The organism is Brevibacillus brevis (assembly GCF_900637055.1).
Taxonomy (GTDB): Bacteria; Bacillota; Bacilli; order Brevibacillales; family Brevibacillaceae; genus Brevibacillus; species Brevibacillus brevis.
The window spans coordinates 1,516,681-1,536,843 of the sequence record NZ_LR134338.1 but is presented as its reverse complement, the minus strand read 5'-3'; the positions used below and the strand labels follow the sequence as shown (position 1 = coordinate 1,536,843).

Annotated in this window: 19 protein-coding genes; 3 read left to right on the top strand and 16 right to left on the bottom strand. The window is 46.4% G+C overall.

Translation table 11 applies throughout. From position 1 onward, the window contains the following. Positions 1-104: 104 nt before the first annotated feature. The 9 genes from EL268_RS07970 to EL268_RS07930 all read right to left on the bottom strand — a co-directional run bounded on the left by EL268_RS07970 (position 105) and on the right by EL268_RS07930 (position 9,652). Positions 105-917 (bottom strand): alpha/beta fold hydrolase, encoded by an 813-nt coding sequence (locus EL268_RS07970; protein ID WP_106656969.1) that lies wholly within the window; start codon positions 915-917, stop codon positions 105-107. 7 nt (positions 918-924) lie between these two features. After that, complete coding sequence (locus EL268_RS07965) at positions 925-2,028, bottom strand: Ger(x)C family spore germination protein (protein WP_106656968.1); 1,104 nt, start codon at positions 2,026-2,028, stop codon at positions 925-927. Beyond that, positions 2,025-3,122, bottom strand: coding sequence for a GerAB/ArcD/ProY family transporter (locus EL268_RS07960; protein WP_232030320.1), 1,098 nt, complete (start codon positions 3,120-3,122; stop codon positions 2,025-2,027). Before EL268_RS07960 ends, EL268_RS07965 begins: the two co-directional genes overlap by 4 nt. 17 nt (positions 3,123-3,139) lie before the next feature. Continuing rightward, the gene (locus tag EL268_RS07955) at positions 3,140-4,615 is read right to left on the bottom strand and encodes a spore germination protein (RefSeq protein WP_106656967.1); all 1,476 of its coding nucleotides are present in this window, start codon (positions 4,613-4,615) and stop codon (positions 3,140-3,142) included. A 149-nt stretch (positions 4,616-4,764) separates the two neighbouring features. Next, the gene (locus EL268_RS07950) at positions 4,765-5,820 is read right to left on the bottom strand and encodes an ABC transporter substrate-binding protein (RefSeq protein ID WP_106656966.1); all 1,056 of its coding nucleotides are present in this window, start codon (positions 5,818-5,820) and stop codon (positions 4,765-4,767) included. A 61-nt stretch (positions 5,821-5,881) separates the two neighbouring features. Then, on the bottom strand, positions 5,882-6,679 hold the full coding sequence (locus EL268_RS07945; protein ID WP_106656965.1) for an ABC transporter permease: 798 nt from the start codon (positions 6,677-6,679) through the stop codon (positions 5,882-5,884). Next, positions 6,676-7,479 carry an ABC transporter permease gene (locus tag EL268_RS07940; protein ID WP_047072025.1) on the bottom strand — a complete coding sequence of 268 codons (804 nt, stop codon included), beginning with the start codon at positions 7,477-7,479 and terminating at the stop codon, positions 6,676-6,678. The genes EL268_RS07945 and EL268_RS07940 overlap by 4 nt, the downstream gene beginning before the upstream one ends. Positions 7,480-7,523: 44 nt before the next feature. Then, the gene (locus EL268_RS07935) at positions 7,524-8,510 is read right to left on the bottom strand and encodes an ABC transporter ATP-binding protein (RefSeq protein ID WP_106656964.1); all 987 of its coding nucleotides are present in this window, start codon (positions 8,508-8,510) and stop codon (positions 7,524-7,526) included. Between the two features lie 191 nt (positions 8,511-8,701). Then, complete coding sequence (locus EL268_RS07930; RefSeq protein ID WP_106656963.1) at positions 8,702-9,652, bottom strand: DMT family transporter; 951 nt, start codon at positions 9,650-9,652, stop codon at positions 8,702-8,704. Positions 9,653-9,789: 137 nt separating this feature from the next. On the opposite strand from EL268_RS07930, the gene EL268_RS07925 reads away from it, so the two are divergent. Beyond that, complete coding sequence (locus tag EL268_RS07925) at positions 9,790-11,139, top strand: aminotransferase-like domain-containing protein (RefSeq protein ID WP_106656962.1); 1,350 nt, start codon at positions 9,790-9,792, stop codon at positions 11,137-11,139. Positions 11,140-11,477: 338 nt separating this feature from the next. Then, the gene (locus tag EL268_RS07920; protein WP_106656961.1) at positions 11,478-12,101 is read left to right on the top strand and encodes a YqaA family protein; all 624 of its coding nucleotides are present in this window, start codon (positions 11,478-11,480) and stop codon (positions 12,099-12,101) included. A 55-nt stretch (positions 12,102-12,156) separates the two neighbouring features. On the opposite strand, the gene EL268_RS07915 is transcribed toward EL268_RS07920, so the two are convergent. The 5 genes from EL268_RS07915 to rbsK all read right to left on the bottom strand — a co-directional run bounded on the left by EL268_RS07915 (position 12,157) and on the right by rbsK (position 17,642). Beyond that, positions 12,157-14,295, bottom strand: a complete 2,139-nt coding sequence (locus tag EL268_RS07915) for an ATP-dependent Clp protease ATP-binding subunit (RefSeq protein ID WP_106656960.1) — start codon at positions 14,293-14,295, stop codon at positions 12,157-12,159. A gap of 118 nt (positions 14,296-14,413) precedes the next feature. Further along, a complete protein-coding gene (locus EL268_RS07910; RefSeq protein ID WP_106656959.1) occupies positions 14,414-15,553 on the bottom strand; it encodes an MFS transporter in 1,140 nt (379 codons plus the stop codon). A 64-nt stretch (positions 15,554-15,617) separates the two neighbouring features. After that, complete coding sequence (locus tag EL268_RS07905) at positions 15,618-16,214, bottom strand: TetR/AcrR family transcriptional regulator (RefSeq protein ID WP_106656958.1); 597 nt, start codon at positions 16,212-16,214, stop codon at positions 15,618-15,620. 152 nt (positions 16,215-16,366) lie between these two features. Next, positions 16,367-16,729 (bottom strand): cupin domain-containing protein, encoded by a 363-nt coding sequence (locus EL268_RS07900; protein WP_197724048.1) that lies wholly within the window; start codon positions 16,727-16,729, stop codon positions 16,367-16,369. A gap of 10 nt (positions 16,730-16,739) precedes the next feature. Then, positions 16,740-17,642, bottom strand: a complete 903-nt coding sequence (rbsK, locus tag EL268_RS07895) for a ribokinase (RefSeq protein WP_106656956.1) — start codon at positions 17,640-17,642, stop codon at positions 16,740-16,742. Between the two features lie 168 nt (positions 17,643-17,810). Between rbsK and nfi the strand changes: the two genes are divergently transcribed. Continuing rightward, entirely contained in the window at positions 17,811-18,497 is a 687-nt protein-coding gene (nfi, locus tag EL268_RS07890; RefSeq protein WP_106656955.1) for a deoxyribonuclease V, read from the top strand. On the opposite strand, the gene EL268_RS07885 is transcribed toward nfi, so the two are convergent. Together EL268_RS07885 and EL268_RS07880 are read right to left on the bottom strand one after the other, a co-directional pair. Further along, positions 18,494-19,132 (bottom strand): immunity protein Imm33 domain-containing protein, encoded by a 639-nt coding sequence (locus EL268_RS07885; protein WP_106656954.1) that lies wholly within the window; start codon positions 19,130-19,132, stop codon positions 18,494-18,496. The genes nfi and EL268_RS07885 overlap by 4 nt on opposite strands. A 144-nt stretch (positions 19,133-19,276) precedes the next feature. After that, complete coding sequence (locus EL268_RS07880) at positions 19,277-20,038, bottom strand: alpha/beta fold hydrolase (protein WP_106656953.1); 762 nt, start codon at positions 20,036-20,038, stop codon at positions 19,277-19,279. Positions 20,039-20,163: the final 125 nt, after the last annotated feature.

The following is a 20,163-nucleotide window of genomic DNA, read 5'->3' as shown; positions in this document are numbered from 1 at the left end:
GAGAATCTATATGGCTCCATTGGGCTATCTGATGTGGCAAAGTGTTGAAAACAAAAAAAGGCATGAGCGGAAATTCTCTCCGATCCATGCCTTTTCAAACTGTATTAGGATGATTTTACAATGTTTTTTGCGAGAAATTCCAGGACGAGTTTGTTGAATACCTCTGGTTGATCCATCGGTGGGATATGGGCTGAGTCAGGCAGGATGACTTTTTGTGCGCCTGTAATCCGCTCAGTCAACACATCGGCGATCTGTAGAAAATCAGGATAATCCCGCGCTCCTGCAATAACGAGTGTTGGGGCTTTGATGTTTTCCAAACGCTCGATTGGCGAGGGGGATAAAGTTTCCAATCCAGCGCCAAACTCCGGCAGCGAAAAGGCGTGTCTGTTCATTTCTTTAAAGCGGTTTCGTGCTTCGCGAGCTTGCTCATTTACCGGCTGACCAGGACCATCAAACCACATTTGTGTCGTCATTTCCAACGCTTCCTCTGTCGTGCCACGCTGACATACTTGATTGAATCGTTCCACATCGTTCAGCCTTTGCTCACTTCTTGGGTGACCCAACAAGCCGGAAGCGACTAGAATCAAGCTGCTCACCATCTGCGGATAAGCAAGGGCGAACTCCTGCGCGACCATTCCCCCAAACGAAAGCCCAGCCACATGCGTTTTTTCGATACCAAGCCCTAGCAGAACCGCTTTCACGTCGTCGTACAAGGTAAAAGGAACGTCAGTCGCCAGCGTTTTACCAAACCCGCGGATATCAAAGCGAACGACCTTATACATCTGTGCAAATGCTTGCAGCTGGGCATCCCATAGCCTTGTGTCCAGATTGAAGCCATGGATCAATAGGAGCGGCTCGCCTTCCCCTGCTACTTCATAGTAAATTCGTGCGCCATTGGCTTCGAGAAAGCCGTTCATGGTCCATTTACCCAATGACGCCTGTCCGTAAAATCTTGACCTGGACATCAACATCAAATTGCGCCCTTTTCATGACTTCACGGCATTCGTCTCTATTCAATTTCTTTTTTCCACTCTTTTGAATGGCTATGTTGTAGATTTCCCCGAATCCTACGGGATCTACCTGGTGTTTTCTTAACTTTTCCAGTAAACCTTCCGTCTCTTTTTTAACTGCCAGCTGGATTGCTTTTTGTACCTTATGCAACTCCTCCGGCTTTGATAAATCTATTTGTTCAGCCATTTCCTGAATCTGTGCTGTCATTTTGACTTTCACCGAAAACCTTGGTTTATCCAAATCCAGCAGTTTGATTTGCTTTTTGCTTGAGATATGTTCAATTACAGTAAAAAAACGCTTATTATCAACAGTCAAGTTTATTTCCAATTCTCCCTTATTGTAACGCTCACGCAATATCTTAAGGAAAAACCCCTCCCTTGTGGAAATCTCCCCCGCCAATCGTTCATCTCGAAACAGAGCAATTTTGTCAATATGCAGTTCATTTTTTACTCTTTCGATATAAGGCATCACGGGATCTTTCCCGACCGCATAATAATCTTTCATAAACTCATGGAGTTTAGAGGAGATCATGTTCTCACCATTGACGTTCTGCCGTATGGCTTGATAAAGGTAAATTCCAATGTTGCTCGTTTCGGGGTAGCGATGCGTCAAAATGTCAGAAGTCCTTCCTTTTGCTACGGTCAAATAGACATTGCTGCCAATGGAGGCATCTCGGCTCAAGTTTTCCACAAGCGGCAATATTCCTTTGCGTGCCAGCTCATCCTGATAGACAGCGACACGAATTTGCCCCCCTACTATTTTTTTGGAAGACTCCCTGTTATGAGTAATTTTGAGTCCTTTGCTTGTATTGGCTGTTCCCGCAATCACAGTGACGAGTTGACGCGCCTCCGGATCAATTTGATAAAACACCGTGGTACCCAACAACCTTCCGTCTCCGATTTGATCGTAACCCACGGCAACCGCTAGTCCCAATTTTTCTAGTACCTGTTCCTCCCCACAGCCATTTAACAAAGCGGCCATTAGCAAATAATAAGCTAGCAGACGTATCCTTTTCATGTCCGGACCGTTCCTTTCCGAAACAGCAGAATAACGATATAAAGTATCAACGGATAAACAAATATGATATAGAAGCCAACCGCTCCGAAAATATCCGTGATCCAGTTAATCGACTGGCGCGTCTCCAAAAAGTTGCTGGCGAAAAACATGACAATGACAATCCCGATAAGTGCTTTTCTTTCCTTGAAACCACCAATATGGTGTACCCCCCGCATGGCTACCCACAAGTTCAAAAGCAAATTATCCAGCATGATCAGCATCCATAATGAGATGGAAACGAATTCAAACCGCTCCAAAAACGGAAACTCTACTATTTTCATCATCATCAGAGTTGCCCAGATCAGATGTTTAAGCTGTTCCCCTTGAAAATACAGGAGTGTAACCAGCATGACTACAACATACAAAAGGGTGGTCATCAACAGTCCACCATGTACATAGCGAGAGAGTAATTGCTTTTCCTTTATAAAAGGGTAGATGAACAAAATAATCTCGAATCCAATAATGCTAAAAGACATCTTCCTGGCACCGTCCAACAGCTCTACAAGGTCATGATGAAAGACAGGCTGCAATAAGTTGAAATCGGCATATTGCATGGGATAAACCATCAACAATAGCTGACAAATCGTCAGCCCCACCGAAAAAAAACTGATCCCAGCCAACACTCGAATTCCACCCGTCACTCCATAAATGGCCAGACAAAGCAAGGAAGCATTCAATATCCAGGATGGCACTTCTGGAAACATCCATGACTGAATGATCTCGATATATCCCCGCAGGATCGTTAATGCAGAACCCATGATATAGATGATAAATATCAAATTAAGCACTTTGGCTGGCCATTTTCCAAACACCATTTGGTGGATGTCATACAAATCCAAGTTATTATATTTCCTCAAGATTTTTAGCATGACCCACGCTGCCACATGCGTCATGAAGCCTGCTATTATAACCGCAATCCAGGCGTCTTGCTGCACTCGATCATAAATAAAGCGCTGTACGCCCGCTATACCAATTCCAACCTGATTGCCATGCACAATAAACATGGCAAGTGATACGCTGATAAACATATGGCTATGACGGCGAATCGTTGACATTCCCACTCAACACCTAACTACTGAATTGGTCTTTTCTTCCCGGCTTCATCAGGCAAACGGGCGTTGTCAGGAGAACGCGTCAAAGCGGGACGCTTGCCGAGATTATAAAAAGGAACCCGGATCAGACTGTTTTTAAAATCCCGCAAGCGAAATGGAAAAAAGGGGAGAAAAAACGGACGTCCTAAACTGGACTGGCGTAGGATGTGAATCAATAGAAAAGAGGCGCCAAGCATAATACCGAAACCTCCCCAAATTCCAGCCAGCAAGATGATTGGAAAACGGAGGATGCGTACTGCCGTACTCATCATGTAGGAAGGAAAGGTAAACGACGCTAATGCACTTAGTGCCACAATCATGATCAGAATGTTACTGGTAAAACCCGCTGCTACTGCGGCCTGTCCAATAACGATACCACCCACGATCCCCATCGTTTGCCCGACTTTGAAAGGAAGTCTTGCCCCAGCCTCCCGCAAGAATTCAATGATCATCTCCAGCAGCAAAGCTTCAAACAATGGCGGAAATGGCACCTTGGAACGAGACTTTACCAACGATACGAGCAAAGCAGAGGGAATCATTTCATAGTGAAACGTCAGAGCAGCCACATAGATAGCCGTAAAAAACAAGGAGACAAAAAGAGCAAGGAACCGCAACAATCGAATGAAGGAAGCCATTTGCCAGCGAATATAGAGATCTTCATTGGACTTGAAAAAGTCAACGAAGGTACTGGGACCCATGATAGCAAAAGGGCTGCCTTCCACAAACACGATAACCTTTCCTTCCAACAGAGCTTCACTTGCATAATCAGGACGTTCTGTCATGATCAACTGCGGAAAAATAGAAAAGGTATTATCATCAATCAGTTGAACCAGTTTTCCACTGTCAATCAATCCATCTACATCGAGTTCTCTCACACGCTGAACCACGGTTTGAACATTTTCAGGATCAGCCAGCTCTTCCATGTAACATACTTCCACATTCGTCTTACTGCGTCTCCCTATTGTAATAGAGACGTTAGAGAGCATATCCGTCGTTAGATAGCTTTGCAGGATCCCGAAGTTGGTTTCAAATGCTTCGGTAAAAGCAACCTGGGGACCGAATATTTGTACTTCCACCTGAGCCTCTCCCAAAGAACGACTCGGTATATTTGCCACGAAGAGAAGAAGTCCGCAGTCTTCTCCTTCTATTTGAAGGTAAATCCATCCCCTCACGAGATAATCACTGACTTGTCTGTAATCAATCGTCTTGCGAACTTTAGCAACAGGGAGGTTCCCCAAAAGAGTATCAGGCGCTATCTTTTCGTCGGGCAACCTTTCTAAAAAGGGAAGCAAAACTTGCTGGAGAGTAACCATATCAATAAGATACGGGAGGTATGCTAACAACAAGCTATTGTTTCCACAGGATAGACTGCGAAACGACAATCGCGGATTTCGCATTTGTTGCCATAATATTTCTTGCGTCTCTTGAATGGAATCAGGAATCATGTTGGTTGTCATTTTCTATTACCCCAATAAATGGTGTACCCTTATTATTTTCCAAATCTCTAGCTCTATTCCCCTTTCCAGCCGAAGAGTAGGTTTCCACCCATATAAAGAAACAAAAAAACCGAGACGGAAGTACTCCATCTCGGTTCGTATACAACTATTTATCTGCCGCTCTTCATTTCAGTCCAGTAGCGGTCGTATTGCTGCAAGGTTTCTCCTACATCCACCAGCCACTCGGCACGGGCAATGTCTGCTTTATCCACGAAGACCATCTTGTTGGAACGATATTCTTCACTGTGCAGTGGGTATGCTTGTTCGTTCGGGTTGCTGTAGCCGATAGACTCGTAGTTTTTCACACTGACTTGTGGGTCCATCAGATAGTTGATGAACTTCTCAGCCATTTCCTTGTTCTTAGCGCCTTTTGGAATGGCCAGCGTGTCTGCCCAGATCGTTGCGCCCTCTTTTGGAATGACGTACTCTACATCTGGATTTTGTGCGTGAATGAAAGCGGCGTCACCGGACCAAACCGTTCCGATCCATGCTTCCTCCGCAATCATCTTTTGCTTGATGTTGTCTGTATCAAAGGCAACAACATTCGGTACTACCTTTTTCAAATCAGCAAAGGACTTTTCCAGTTCCTCTGTGTTCGTCGTGCTGTTGGAGAAGCCATTCTTGATCAGTGCCATTCCCATAACCTCACGCGGGTCGTTTAGCATGATGACACGGCCCTTGTAGGCTTCATTCCACAGATCGTTCCAGCTTGTCGGGGTTTCTTTTACATATTTCTTGTTGTAAGCGATCCCTGTAATTCCCCATGTATATACGAGTGAATACTTGTTTTCTTTGTCAAAAGGAGGTGTCTTGAACGTAGACACGATATTGCCCATGTTCGGGATGTTGGCTTTGTTCAGCTCTTCCAGGAGACCCAGCTGAATCATGGTGCCTACCATGTAGTCGGAAGGTTGAATCAGGTCGTAGCCGGATGCACCCGCTTGAATTTTTGCCAGCATTTCTTCGTTGCTGCCGTATACATCATAGTTGACCTTAACGTTGAATTTTTGCTCAAAATCTTTGATGACGTCTGGGTCGAAGTTGTCTGCCCAGCTATAAATATTCAATACTTGTTGCTCTTGCTCAGGTGACGATGAGCAGCCTACAGCAGTCACCGCAAGTACGGCGGTCAAAGCGCCGATCATCAAGGACTTGAAACGTTTCATTTTTTCCTCTCAACCTCCAAATCAGTTATGGGATTGCTTTTATGAAAACACCATGATGTATCTAAAAGATGGATTGATTATTTTTCGAATCTTTGCGGCGGAAAATCTCTGCCACCACAACCAACAGCACTGTACTCACGATCAAAAGTGTCGAGAGTGCATTCACTTCTGGCGAGACGCCTCGTTTTACCAACCCATAAATGTAGAGCGGCAATGTGGTCGAATTCGGACCAGCCACGAAGAACGAAATGATGAAATCGTCCAGCGACAAGGTAAACGCCATGAGGAAGCCTGCGATGATCCCTGGCATGATCAGAGGCAGCGTCACATAGCGCAATGTCTCCCATGGAGTTGCTCCCAAATCTTGAGACGCTTCTTCCAATTCTTTGCCCATATCAGCCAAACGTCCAGAGATAATGACCATCACATACGGCATGCTAAACGTAACATGCGCCAGGATCAGGGTCACTTTCCCCAGCTCCATCTGTACCTGGCTAAACAGCACGAGCAAAGCCAACCCCATCATGATCTCCGGGATGACGATCGGCAAGTACATCAGCCCGTTGAAGATGTTGCTCCAACGCAGCGAATAATGCTTGACCGCCAGAGCGGCAGCCGTACCCAAAACCGTTGCAATGACGCTGCTGATAATCCCAATCGTCAAACTATTCATTAACGCTTGCATGACCTGTCTGTTTTCAAACAAAGAAACGTACCACTTCCACGTAAAGCCAGTCCACGTAGCATTGATCCGTGAATCATTGAACGAATAAAGGACAAGGATCAAGATTGGCAGATACAAAAAGACCAGCATCAGCCACGAGTATCCAGATAGTGCGTTTCGACGCAATGTTTTCATGCCGATCCCTCCTTTGTCTCACTCGCTTTGGTAGCGCGGAAATAAAGAAGAATCAACAGCATGGACAATAGCATCAGCACGATGGACAAGGCAGAACCGAACGGCCAGTCACGCGCAGACAAAAATTGATTTTGAATGACGTTTCCGATCAGTGCCGATTTCGCTCCTCCCATGACATCCGGAACGACGAACATCCCAATGGAAGAAACAAATACGAGGATCGACCCAGTGACAACACCCGTCTTGGTCATCGGCAAAGTTACGTGCCAAAAAGCTTTCCAAGGCGTTGCGCCCAGGTCATACGCTGCTTCCAGCTTGCGACGATCCATCTGCTCCAGTGACACATAAATCGGCAGTACCATGAACGGCATGAGTGTGTACACCATCCCGAGCAGTACAGAACCGGAATTGTACAACAGCGGCAGCGGCTCCGATATAATGCCCAGCGATTGCAGGAACGTATTGATTACGCCTTGCGAACGCAGGATGATTACCCACGCATAGGAACGGACCAGGAAGTTGATCCAAAACGGAATCATCACGAGCAAAAGCCATATCTGCTGAGTCGATTTTTCCAGCCGTGAAATGTAATACGCTAACGGGTAGCCGCACAAGATCGAAAATACAGTTGTTAAAACCGCTACGACCAGCGTATCCCCAAAAATTTGGCCATACAGCGGATCGAAAATACGGATGTAATTGTTCAGCGTAAACTCATAGACAACTTGCCCGTACGTGCCTCTTTTGAGGAAAGACAGGATAGCGATCATAAGCATAGGCAGGACGAAAAGCGCACCCATCCACAAAAGGGCGGGAAGCGCGAGCAGTTTTACCGGCTTCTTGTTTAACAAGGAAGAATCACCTCGTCCGTCTGTGCCCAGCCAATGGCCACTTGATCTCCCACCTGCCAGTCCAGACCGTCACCTGCGTACTGGTGTGCCATTACGGTCATATCCTGCCCCTCGAGGCGGATAAATACCTTGCGCAAATTGCCGAGGAACACCGCGTCAGCAATGGTGCCCAGCTTCTTGTGCTTGTCCTTTTCGGAGTCAACCGGGTACAACTTGATCTTTTCTGGACGTACGGCTGCATTCGTTCCGTTTTCCCGGAAAATGTTGTTTTCCCCAATAAAGGTAGCCACAAACAAGGTTTGCGGGGAGTTGTAAATCTCTGCTGGAGAAGCAATCTGTTCAATTCGTCCCTTGTTCATGACCGCGATTCGATCGGACATCGCCATCGCTTCTTCCTGGTCATGTGTGACGTAAATGAACGTTATCCCTAAGTTCTTCTGCAAGTTTTTCAGTTCGAGCTGCAAGCTTTTTCGCAATTGATAGTCCAAAGCACCTAGAGGCTCGTCCAGAAGCAGAACGCGTGGGTTGTTAATAATCGCCCGTGCGATTGCTACGCGTTGCTGTTGTCCGCCAGACAGCTGCTTTGGCGTGCGCTTCCGCAATTCTGTCAGTTGGACGTACTGAAGTACTTCCTCTAAACGCTTTTGTTGTTCAGATGCGTTCACTTTTTTCATTTTCAAACCAAACAGGATGTTTTGCTCCACGGTCATGTGTGGAAACAAAGCATATTGCTGGAACACCATGTTCATATCGCGCTGATACGGCGGCACAGCCTTAAGTGGCTTTTCGTCCATGAAAATTTCCCCTGTCGTTGGCTGCTCAAAGCCAGCAATCATTCGCAGCAGTGTCGTTTTCCCGCAGCCACTTGGGCCGAGTAACGTCAAAAACTCCCCTTCTTCAATGGAGAGAGAAAAAGAGGGGACGACGACAGTATCTGCAAATCTCTTTTCAATCGAATCCAGATGTATAATTTTTTTCATTCCGTCATCTCACCATATGTCATTATACTCATACAATCTAGGTAACTATATCGTGTATGCTACGATTTGTAAACAGTTTCACCAAGTCTGGAACGATTTTTTTGCGACCAGCAAAGCAGAGCGATTCCTCCACAAAAACAAACAGAGCCAATGAATAAACATTCGCTCTGTTGCTTATCCTTTTTATTTTCTCACACAGAGGTTGATTTCGTTTGAGGCGTGCGATTTTGGTTTTTCGATTTTGCCCCTAGGAAATTCGTCCCAATCACCCCGATAATAATCATCACTGCGCCAATGAGATGGTAGTATGCCAATTGTTCCTGCAAAAAGAGAACACCTGCCACGATGGTAACCAATGTAGACAGATTGTTAAACACGCTGAGTTTGGATGCCTCCATCTTGGACAAGGCAAAGTTGGTCATAAAAGACGTCATGAGCGAGGACAGTATCCCCAAAAATACAATCGAGATGATAAAGGCCGAGCTGGCGAAAGGGGCAAAATACGTCGACAAGGTCCCCTCTGCACTATGGCGAATGACTGACCAGCCGTTAAAAAATATAAATCCGAGTAACGCCACCATATACGTCATGTCTATATAATGAAAGGACTTTGTCATTTTCCTCGCCAGTACACTATACCCCGCCATAGAAAACGCGGATAACAGGATGAGAATGGTACCGATACTGCTCCCTGAGCCTGAGCTTACCCCCAGCCCCTTCATGGCAAAAATGTACACGACACCTCCTACGGATAAAAGCGTGGACAGCTTTTGCAGCCAGGTAGAAGACTCTCCCAAAAAGAATGCCGCCATGATCATGGTAAAAATCGGAACGGTTGCTTGAATAATCCCTGCTTCAGATGAAGTGGTATACACCAGTCCAAACGCCTGAAGAGTAAAGAACAGAATGGGATACAGCATGGCAAGCGGTATAATTGTGAGCATGTCTTTTGGTTTGATGGACAGCTTGATCCACCCAAACACGATCGGAATGGAAGCAGCGATAAAGGCCACAGTAAAACGGTGTGCCAAAGTATCAACCGGATTGGTTACAGCGAGTGCCATTTTCAGAAACAAAAACGACAAGCCGGTAATCCCTGCATTCAGTAATGCCGCAACAATCGCTTTTTGTTGGTCTTTCATCGGATGTATCTCTCCTACTGGGGACTTTTTACAGACGGCCGTCTTAGGTTAATAGTAATGGGGGATCAATCGTGCTACAATGCAAAAAAGGAGTAACTGTACCGATACAAATTCAGCGGTAAGGGAATGTTTTTTGGATGCACAAATATTTGCAGCTTCAAAATGAACTCGAAACGTTGATTGAAAGCCTCTCCTATCGAGACGGCGACCGGCTTCCCTCCATTCGGGAGCTCGCCTCTCGCTACCAATGCAGCAAGAGTACCGTTATCCGCACCTTGGATGAGCTCGAAAAGCGTCATCTCATCTACTCGGTCGACCGAAGCGGCTACTATGTCGTGAAAAAACAAAGGAAGATACAACCCGCAGATACGTCGACGATCGATTTTGCGACCTCTGCTCCCGATCCTGACCTCTTTCCTTATATCGACTTTCAACACTGCATCAATAAAGCAATTGAAACTTATAAAAACGATCTTTTCATATATGGAACCACACAAGGCTTGCCATCGCTCATTGCCGTCGTCGCCAAGCTGCTTGGGAACCATCAAGTTTTTACGGACCCGGGCAATATTTTCATTACCTCCGGTGTCCAACAAGCACTATCCTTGCTGTGCAGTCTTCCTTTTCCAAATGGCAAAGACACGATTCTGATTGAGCAGCCCAGCTACCACCTTTTCATTGAAAGTTTGCAAGTACGCAGGCATCCTGTCGTCGGAATCAAGCGCACTGCCCAAGGAATCGATTTAGAAGAGCTAGAGTCTATTTTCCGAACGGGAGAGATCAAGTTTTTCTATACGATGCCTCGCTATCATAGCCCGCTCGGTACGACGTACAGCCGAAAGGATAAACAGCGCATTGTGGAGCTTGCCAAACAGTACGACGTCTATATCGTGGAAGACGATTACATGGCAGATCTTGAGCAGGACAGCAAAGCCGATCCCCTCTTTGCCTATGACCGCTATTCTCGCACCATCTATGTAAAAAGCTATTCCAAAATTATTTTTCCCGGTCTGCGTTTGGGTGTAGCCGTTATACCTGACGCGCTAAAGGATTCCTTCAACCAGCACAAACGACTCATGGATATCGACAGCTCCATGCTATCCCAAGCTGCGTTGGAAATTTACCTAAAAAGCGGAATGTTCGAGCGTCACAAGCAAAAAATACGCAGTTCCTATCATCGGCGATCCAACCTGCTGATGGCGTCCTTGAACCATTTCGCAGCGAATGAAGAGCATCTGTTCACCTTTTTGCCCCTTGCTTATCCGGGGATTCATACGCACATTGTTTTGAACGATTCCCTCCCAGTTCCCGCTGTTATCAGCCAGTTAAAAAAACGCTCGATCCTCGTGGATTCTATTGATAAAAATTACTTGATGGGATTTCCGCAAGAAAATATTTTGAAGCTGAATGTGTCCTATGCCAAGGAAGCAGTGATTGAGCAAGGGATTCATGTGCTGATGGATGTGTTACGCCGCATGCACCGATAACCTATCCGCCTTAAGTCGCAGATAAAATCCGGCGAGGGTGCGTTTTTGGACAACCAATAAAAGTGTGATTGTTGAGTAACCCGAGAACGCTCTACATCGTATTATCAGATACAGGAACATAGTTGTGGTAAATCGTTGTATAGTAAGTGAATCCCAATTCAAAAAAATTCGTTCCATAGTCGGCCAGTTTGAAGTAGAATCGCATCTATACACATATAATTTGTTGGGCTTACTCGGTGTGAAGCTGAATATTCCGATAAAGCGCGCAGACCTGGTACGATCCGACTCGATTGAGTTGATGACTGGCAGTTAACGATAGAATGACAAAGGAGAAATAGATGTTTCAGAACATTTTAGATTTCTTAATGGAATACGGCTATATGGGAATGTTCATCCATTCTTTTGCAGACGCAGTCATTTTTCCCGTTCCTGCCTTCTTTCTTCAAGTGCCACTCAGCCTTGTTGATCCTTCGCAGGCATTGTGGATTGCAACGGTAGGCTACATCGCTTGTCTGTTAGGGACACCCGTCGGTTATTTTCTCGGTAAAGTACTAGGCAAATCCGTTCTGTACAAAATCCTCAAAAAGGAATGGATTGATTCTGCCACAGAGATGTTTCAAAAGAAGGGCGAAGTCGCGATCTTCATTGGTTCGTTTACACCGATTCCGTTTAAAGTATTTACAATCATGTCGGGTTGCTTGAACTTCCCGTTGTGGAAATTGATCGGGTATGCGGCAATTGGACGGGCAGTCAAATTTTACGCAGTCGGATTTTTGTTTTATTTTTACGGCAAAATGGCGGAAAATATGGTCCATGACGTTTCTCTCTATATCTTTCTCACCGTGGTGCCGCTCATCTTGGTTGGATTATGGGTGAAGAAAATCGTCACCAAGCGCCGCCAGCTGAAAATGGAAAGTACTGGCGTCAGTAATGGCATCAATGAGAAAGTCATGAATAAATAAAGTCGATAACAAAAAGCAAAGAAACCCCACATTGGGGTTTCTTTTTTTACGACTGTTATCCTTTTTTCACACGAATCACATCATCTTCTACATCAATGACCATGGCTGTTACATTGTCTTCTTCCATCACCAAATCCGCAATGCCATCCTCGACGTATTGCTGAATCACGCGACGCAATGGACGTGCTCCGAAGGAAGGGTTGTAGCCCAGCTCAGCCAGCTTTTCTTTTGCGGCATCTGTCACGCTGATCTCCATTCCTTGCTCAGACAGATTGCCCATGACATCTTGCAGCAGCAGATCGACGATTTTGACCAAATCCTGTTTTTCCAGATGGGCAAAGGAGATGATCGAGTCGAAGCGGTTCAGGAACTCCGGCTTGAAGTACGCTCCCAAAGAATCCAGCACGGTTGCAGGTTCGGGTGCTTGTGCTCCAAAGCCAACGGAGATTTTACGCTCGCTCACACCGGCATTGCTAGTCGCAATGATGACCGTCTCCTTAAAATTCACTGTACGACCCTGACTGTCTGTCAGACGACCATCCTCCAGAATTTGCAGGAACATGTGCATCACGTCCGGGTGTGCTTTTTCGATCTCATCCAGCAGGATAATGCTGTACGGGTTGCGGCGTACGCGCTCTGTCAGCTGACCTGCTTCTTCATGCCCGACGTAGCCAGGAGGAGAACCAATCAATTTGGATACCGAGTGCTTCTCCATGTATTCGCTCATATCGAGGCGGATCATGGAATCGCGGGTACCAAACAGCTCCTCTGCCAGCGCTTTGGACAGCTCTGTTTTCCCTACGCCAGTCGGACCGACGAACAGGAAGGAAGCAATCGGTCTGTTTTTCGGTTTCAGACCTGCACGACTGCGTCGAATCGCCTTCGCTACTTGTGTGACCGCCTCGGATTGACCAATGACTTTTGCTTCCAAATGAGCTGCCAGGTTTTTCATTTTCATCTGCTCATCACTTTGCAGCTTCGTAACAGGAATCCCAGTCTTTTGCTCGATCAAGGCTTGAATGTCCGTGACGTCAACCTGGATGCGTTGTTCTTTGCCCTCGATCTGATCCAGCTTCTCTAGAATACCCGCTTCCTCGTCTCTCAGACGGGCAGCTCGTTCGTAAGCCTCTTGCTCCGTTGCTTCCTTTTTCTCCTGATTGATTTGCGCCAGCCGCTCATGCAGCTCTGCCGTATCAACCGCGGAGGATCGCAGGTTCAAACGCGAGCCCACTTCATCCATGAGGTCAATCGCCTTGTCAGGCAAGAAGCGATCCTGGATGTAGCGATGGGAGTATTCCACGGAGGCACGAATGACATCATCCGAGTATGCGACTTGGTGGAATGCTTCGTATTTCGGACGCAATCCTTTCAAAATCTCGATGGCTTGTTCTACGGTTGGTTCCTTGACCATGACTGGCTGCAGGCGGCGCTCCAGAGCAGCGTCTTTTTCAATCACGCGATATTCTTTTAACGTAGTTGCCCCAATCAGCTGCAACTCACCGCGAGCCAGTGCAGGCTTCAGGATGTTCCCAGCGTCCATTGATCCTTCCGCTGAGCCTGCTCCCACCAAGAGATGAATCTCATCCACAAACAAAATGACGTTTTTGCGTTTCTGCAGCTCGGCAATCACTTGCTTCATTTTTTCCTCGAACTGTCCGCGAATTCCCGTTCCTGCAACCAGAGAGGCGACATCTAAAATGTACACCTGCTTGTTTTTCAGCTTGGTCGGTACTTGCCCTTCCGTAATACGCAGGGCGAGACCCTCCGCAATCGCTGTCTTCCCGACTCCTGGCTCCCCGATCAGAACCGGATTGTTCTTGTTGCGTCGGTTCAAAATCTCAATAACACGCTCAATTTCCTGTTCGCGTCCAATCACAGGATCAATCAGTCCGGCACGTGCCGCATCGTTTAGATTACGGCCCAGGTCATCGAGGATGCCTCCGCCACGCTCTGGTGCTTGTGGCTGCGGTTGGCTGGACGATTTGCCCGGATTCACCCGGCCTTGGGCAAAGCCTTGCAGGAACTCATCCAGTCCAGAGAAGGAGGAGAAAGGACTAAAGCCCATCCCTACTCCCATTTTGTTGGTCAGCTTTGTTTTGCAATCCTGGCACAGATCGTATTTTTGTTGCTGATTTTGTACACGTATATGAACAGTCACAGTTGCTTCTCGTTGTTTGCAGATTTCACAATGCATATTCAATCCCCCCAAAAGCGTTGTTTTGGAATTCAGAAGATCTTTGACCTTCCCTGACCTTCGTTGACTTTATTATAGTTTGACCTTTTTTGACTTTCAAGAGGGATTGTATGGTTTTTTACACTTTGCTCTTTTGCAGATAGGGAACGATTGAAAGTAACCCAATACCAGCTAAACAAGCACCTACCCACAATGGTGAAACAAGCCCATAGCCACTGCTGATCCCGATCCCCCCTAAGGAAGATCCAATCGCAACACCTAATGTAATAAAGGAAGTATGCACCGTGTTTACCATTGTCCCACTGCCTGCTGTATTCATGACGCGTGCGATCATGGCCGGATTCATCGCTACGCCCGTCAACCCAATAAGAACAATGGACAGCACAGCGATCCATTTATTTTCGGCGCCTACGGCAAACAGAACCAATGCCGCTACGAGCATGCTTAATCCCGTTACAAGGATTCGCATGGTGAAACGATCAGCAAATCTGCCAATCACGATATTTCCGATCACGGTCGCGACCCCATAAAGGGCAAGCAAATACGGGATGCTCGCAGCCGAAAATGCCGTTACATCCGTAAGAATCGGAGTAAAATAACTAAACGCTGCGAAGGTACCGCCAATGATTAGCATACTCGTTGCATACGCGGCCCAAAGGTGCGGATTTTGAAAACTGGCAAGCTCATCCTTTCCATTCATCTGGTCTTTTTGTGCGGAGGAAGGGAGCAACCATTGAATCAAGATCCCTGATAATAATACGACTACTGCAACAGCCCAAAAGCTCATTCTCCAGCCGAAATATTGTGCAATCACGGTTGTCAGAGGGAGTCCGATGACAGTAGCAATCATTAAGCCTGCCAAAACAATCGAAGCTGCCTTTCCCCGTGAATGAGGGGGAACCAAGCTGGCTGAAATACTGACGGAGATGCCAAACGCTGCGGATGAAGCGATACCCGTTAGGATACGCGCAAGCATCATCGACTCGTAATTCCAAGCCATTGCTCCTAACGCTTGACCAATAAAGAAGACGGCAACCAATGAAAGCAGCGCTTGTTTTCGGCGAATGTGCAGGAGAGTTGCTGTTAGGATCGGGCCTCCTATCACCATTGCACCCGCATACGCCGTTATGAAATACCCGATGGAGGGAATCGATACACCGAAATCATCGGCAAGCTCATTCATCATCCCGGCCACCATAAATTCAGAAGTTGTCATTGCAAAAATCGCTACCGCTAACAAATAAATCATCGACGGCATGAAGGAACACCCCTCGCTAATTATTGTAACAATCGGTACAAAAATCACTCAAAAAAAGAGCGCATTACGCGCCGAAGATAGATTCCATGGTGCCATTCATGATTTGTTCAGCCAATGTCCGATTTTGTGTAGATGTATTCAACACACGGAAGCCGTAGTAGCTGCTTAAAAATAGGCTTGCCAAATCCACAGCAGATCGTTTTTTGGAGATTTCGCCCGTTTGCAAGCCTTCCTCCATCACTTTTTCCATGGTTTGCTTGAGAAGTTCAACATGTCTGGAGACGATTTCTTCAATCTTGGGATCGTCTTTTGCCCGTTCCAATCCCGCATTGATCAACAAACATCCCTTTGGATTCGTTGATTCAAAGTCTTCCACCAATGCCCAAGCTAAAAAATTTTGCAGCCGTTCTTTCACGGAACCCGGACTTTCCAATAATGCCCGCTGTTCACGAATACCCGTTTCGTGATAGTGTTCCACCACTGCTAGATACAGGTCCTGCTTGCTGCCAAACGTATTGTACAAGCTGCCTTTTCCTAGTCCAGTATCACTGCATAAATCATGCGTAGAACAACCATTGTAGCCTTTTGACCAAAATGTTTTCATGGCCACATCTACGATAGAAGTGTAATCAAAATCACGAGGTCTGCCGCGTTTGCTCAACGGAATCCTCCCTTCGTTTCCAACTGTTATGGAAATTTTACACATTATGTACCGATCGGTCAACAAATGAGATGTCTGCAACTGTAATCCATCCATGCATATAGAAAAAGCCCATTTTGAAAATCATCTCTCAAAATAGGCTTGATCATGGATTATATCGTCTCTAAATCTGTTACTGTTTTTTCGTTTACTTGATCGCCAGTATTCAGCGTCGTCTTTGGTTCAAGCAACAATACATGAACCTCTTCCTCTGCAACCGGCATATGCTCTACACCTTTTGGAACAATGAGAAATTCCCCTTCGTTTAACCAAACATCTTTATCACGAAACTTGATAAGCAGTTGCCCTTTCACAACTAAGAACATCTCATCCTCATTTTCATGCTGATGCCAGACAAACTCTCCTTTCAATTTCGCTAGCTTTACATAGGAATCATTAAGTTCTCCTGCAATTTTGGGATTCCAATGCTCATGGAATAACGAAAACTTTTCAGCTAAATTGACCTTCTTCATTATTCTCCCCCCATTAAAAAGAGTATGCTTGTACTTCATCGAACGTAGGCAGGGATGGTTGCGCACCATTCCTTGTAACGACAATCGCTGCTACTTTGCTGGCAAAAGTGGCCGCTTCCGTTTCTGTCATTCCTTGTGTGATCCCAACCGCAAATGCTGCCGTAAAGGAATCGCCTGCCGCAGTTGTATCCACTGGCTCTACGCGGAAAGCCGGGATGTGGGTCGCCTCATCGGAGGTTACTAAGAGAGCGCCCTTTTCCCCCAACGTCACGATGACGCGCTTTGGTCCGCCAGACAAAAGCTTTTTGGCTGCGGCATGCACTTCGTCTATCGTGGATACAGGCATTCCCGTGAGAATAGAAAGCTCTGTTTCATTTGGGGTTAGGGTATGTACATGGGTTAATAGCTCACTGGATAGCTCGCGTGCAGGTGCCGGATTTAAAATGACCAGCTTGCCGTGTCGAGCAGCCTCTTTGGCTGTATATTCCACGACATTCATCGGGATTTCCAGTTGGAGCAATACGACGTCGCTGTCCTTTAAAATAGACAGATTGTCTGCAATATGCTCCGTACTGACGAGCGCATTCGCACCCGGAACGAGCACGATGTTGTTTTCCCCATCATCACTGACATTGATAAAAGCCATGCCTGTCGTACCCGAGCGTTTAATCCCTTCTATGTGAACGTGCGCATCCGTTAGCCCTTTGACCATGACCTGGCCGTTCTCATCTTCTCCTACCATTCCAATCATGGAGACATGCGCACCTAGGCGAGAAGCCGCTACTGCCTGATTCGCTCCCTTTCCACCCGGGATCAGCTCGAAGTGATGGCTTGTGATCGTTTCTCCTGCTTTGGGCAAATGATGTACATGGGTTACGAGATCCATATTGATGCTTCCTACTACTGCGATTTTCACAACGAGCCCTCCTCGTTCCATCTCGAACATGATGATTCGGTCGGTTACAAAATAGTGCTTTTCATCCGAGAAGTCAACGTATTTTCTAAAGGATTGTTCCCAAGACTTGGAGCACAGCGCCTCCTTTGGATATAATGAACAAATCTTCTATCATCCGGAGGTAACCAGATGGAGCCGATTATCCAACATCCTTGGAACATTGATGAGCAAGAGGCCATCAACTTACAGCGACAACTAGCCCAGCAAGTGAAAAAAGAAGATCAACTAGCGGACGTACGCTTTATCGCTGGAGTAGATGTCGCCTATCATGCCGAGTCTGATTTGTTAGTTGCTGGTGTTGTAATCCTCGACGCCACTTCCCTGCAAGTCGTCGAGTCTGTCGTTATTCAAGACACCGTTGAGTTCCCCTATATTCCCGGCTTGTTCTCTTTTCGAGAGCTGCCTCCACTGGTACGTGCATTCCAGGAGCTAAAAACAACACCGCAGCTCGTCGTCTGCGATGGGCAAGGAATCGCTCACCCGCGAAGATTCGGACTAGCCAGTCATTTGGGCGTCCTGTTTGACATTCCTACCATTGGCTGTGGGAAAACGAGACTGTTAGGTGAATACGAAGAACCAGCACAGGAAAGAGGCGTGTATTCCCCTTTGATTGATCAGGGTGAGATCATCGGTGGAGTCTTGCGCACACAACCGAATATCAAACCGATCTTCGTCTCGATCGGACACGGAATCTCTTTGCCAACTGCATGCGCATGGATCACCAAGCTCTCTCCCAAATATCGTTTGCCCGAAACGACGCGGCAAGCGGATCAGCTCGTGAATAAAGTATCGGCGGATTTAAACAGCAGCCGCTAATGGAGTGTCGGCCATACATTTTCATCGTGCTCATCCAAGACTGCTTCAATCTGATCTCCTTGGAAAACGACAATGTAGCCTCGTGGCAGAGCCAATGCTTGCAAAAGAGACGGACGTAGCTTTAGCAGTTCGTAAACGTAGTAGGACGCTAGCTGGTCACTGTCTACTTCGCCTTCTACGGGCCCGAGATACCATCCGGAGTCACCTTTTTGAACATCTTCAGCACGCTGCAAATAGACGTGTTCTTGTTCAAATGCACCTTTTGCCACCACCATTTTATCTTGGAACAAAGCAGATTCCCCTTCGGCTCGCACGGTTTGCAGACAGTTGTTTTGCGCCATTTGCACAACCAAGGACACTGACAAGTCAGCAGTAGTTTCGGAAAAAGGATTCGAATCGTAGTCGGGTGCCACGATCTCCATATACCCATCCCGTTCGAAAACCAGCAGAATGGTCCAGCCTACCTGAATTTTCGCACCGTTCTTGATAGGACCAATCTCGTCTTCTACATCGGCGAATACGTCCAACAGAAAGTCTGCTTGCTTCACCAAAAACTCTTTGCAGGTCACGACAAACGTACGGTTATGAATCTGTTTGGAGCGTTGGCAGAGTCGGGACTCTTTCTCAGCTGACATGGACCTCTTCCTTTCTGCGTGATCGGTATTGCTGCTATCTTCAGGATATCACGAATAGGCGAAAAGCTCCGTTACACTTTTGCTACAAAGGATATGTACTAACTGGCTGACGAATGAACTGCAAAGCGCGGCTTGGCAGGTGGGCTACAGCGTTTTTTGTTGTATTTGTTCGATACAGTCTTTGATCGTATCAATGACGACTCTGGGCTCGGTAAATTGAGGAAAATGTCCACTGTTTTCAGCGAGGATATGTTTGCTGTTGCTTGATAATGAAAGCAGTTCCAACTGATGCTCGATTCGTTTTTTGCGCACTTCCTCTGGCATCATACGATTTTCTTTCCCCCCTGTAATCACATAAACAGGGATGTCGGGAAAATAATCGATTGCATGGATTTGTTCTACTGTTCTTTTGACAAAATGAACTTCATTGAATGGTTTATGGGGAGACAAGGAATCAAACATGGAGAGTATTTTGTTAATGGTTTTAACTACTTTACCTTGATATTGATCAAGGCCGATATCTTTTGGATGGCTGGATTCTAAAAAGACGATGCCAGCTACTTCGTTGGGGTAACGCCGGGCATATAAATTTGCATACAATCCCCCTAATGAATGTCCAACTAGCAAGAATGGGGGTTCAAATCCTACTATCTTTAGTGCCTCCCGTAATGTCTCTACAATTGTGAGTCCGTCTTGGGGTTCTTGCGGCTTATCACTACCCGAAACACCAAAGCGATTATAGGAAAAGACAGATGACGTCTCTGAAAGTTCAGGTAGAATTTTCATCCAGCCTTCTATGGGTCCTGAACCACCGTTAATGAGAACGATATTGGGTTTGCCGTTCCCGCTCCAATGATATTGGATCTTCCCTTTTGAAGTACTTACTTTCGCTATCTCTATTGCCAATGTACGACACCTCACTTTGTTAGGGCTGGATTTCACTGTAGTAATACGTGATGAATAAATGAGGGTTTCTATTTTTTAGGAATAATTCTTGCAGGGAGGAAAAGGAGCAGCGGCGGACAAAGGAC

Coding starts and splice junctions, on each gene's coding strand:
- EL268_RS07970 (WP_106656969.1), bottom strand. CDS start 917: ATGAACGGCTTTCTCGAAGCCAATGGCGCACGAATTTACTATGAAGTA.
- EL268_RS07965 (WP_106656968.1), bottom strand. CDS start 2,028: ATGAAAAGGATACGTCTGCTAGCTTATTATTTGCTAATGGCCGCTTTG.
- EL268_RS07960 (WP_232030320.1), bottom strand. CDS start 3,122: ATGTCAACGATTCGCCGTCATAGCCATATGTTTATCAGCGTATCACTT.
- EL268_RS07955 (WP_106656967.1), bottom strand. CDS start 4,615: ATGACAACCAACATGATTCCTGATTCCATTCAAGAGACGCAAGAAATA.
- EL268_RS07950 (WP_106656966.1), bottom strand. CDS start 5,820: ATGAAACGTTTCAAGTCCTTGATGATCGGCGCTTTGACCGCCGTACTT.
- EL268_RS07945 (WP_106656965.1), bottom strand. CDS start 6,679: ATGAAAACATTGCGTCGAAACGCACTATCTGGATACTCGTGGCTGATG.
- EL268_RS07940 (WP_047072025.1), bottom strand. CDS start 7,479: ATGGGTGCGCTTTTCGTCCTGCCTATGCTTATGATCGCTATCCTGTCT.
- EL268_RS07935 (WP_106656964.1), bottom strand. CDS start 8,510: ATGAAAAAAATTATACATCTGGATTCGATTGAAAAGAGATTTGCAGAT.
- EL268_RS07930 (WP_106656963.1), bottom strand. CDS start 9,652: ATGAAAGACCAACAAAAAGCGATTGTTGCGGCATTACTGAATGCAGGG.
- EL268_RS07925 (WP_106656962.1), top strand. CDS start 9,790: ATGCACAAATATTTGCAGCTTCAAAATGAACTCGAAACGTTGATTGAA.
- EL268_RS07920 (WP_106656961.1), top strand. CDS start 11,478: ATGTTTCAGAACATTTTAGATTTCTTAATGGAATACGGCTATATGGGA.
- EL268_RS07915 (WP_106656960.1), bottom strand. CDS start 14,295: ATGCATTGTGAAATCTGCAAACAACGAGAAGCAACTGTGACTGTTCAT.
- EL268_RS07910 (WP_106656959.1), bottom strand. CDS start 15,553: ATGCCGTCGATGATTTATTTGTTAGCGGTAGCGATTTTTGCAATGACA.
- nfi (WP_106656955.1), top strand. CDS start 17,811: ATGGAGCCGATTATCCAACATCCTTGGAACATTGATGAGCAAGAGGCC.
- EL268_RS07885 (WP_106656954.1), bottom strand. CDS start 19,132: ATGTCAGCTGAGAAAGAGTCCCGACTCTGCCAACGCTCCAAACAGATT.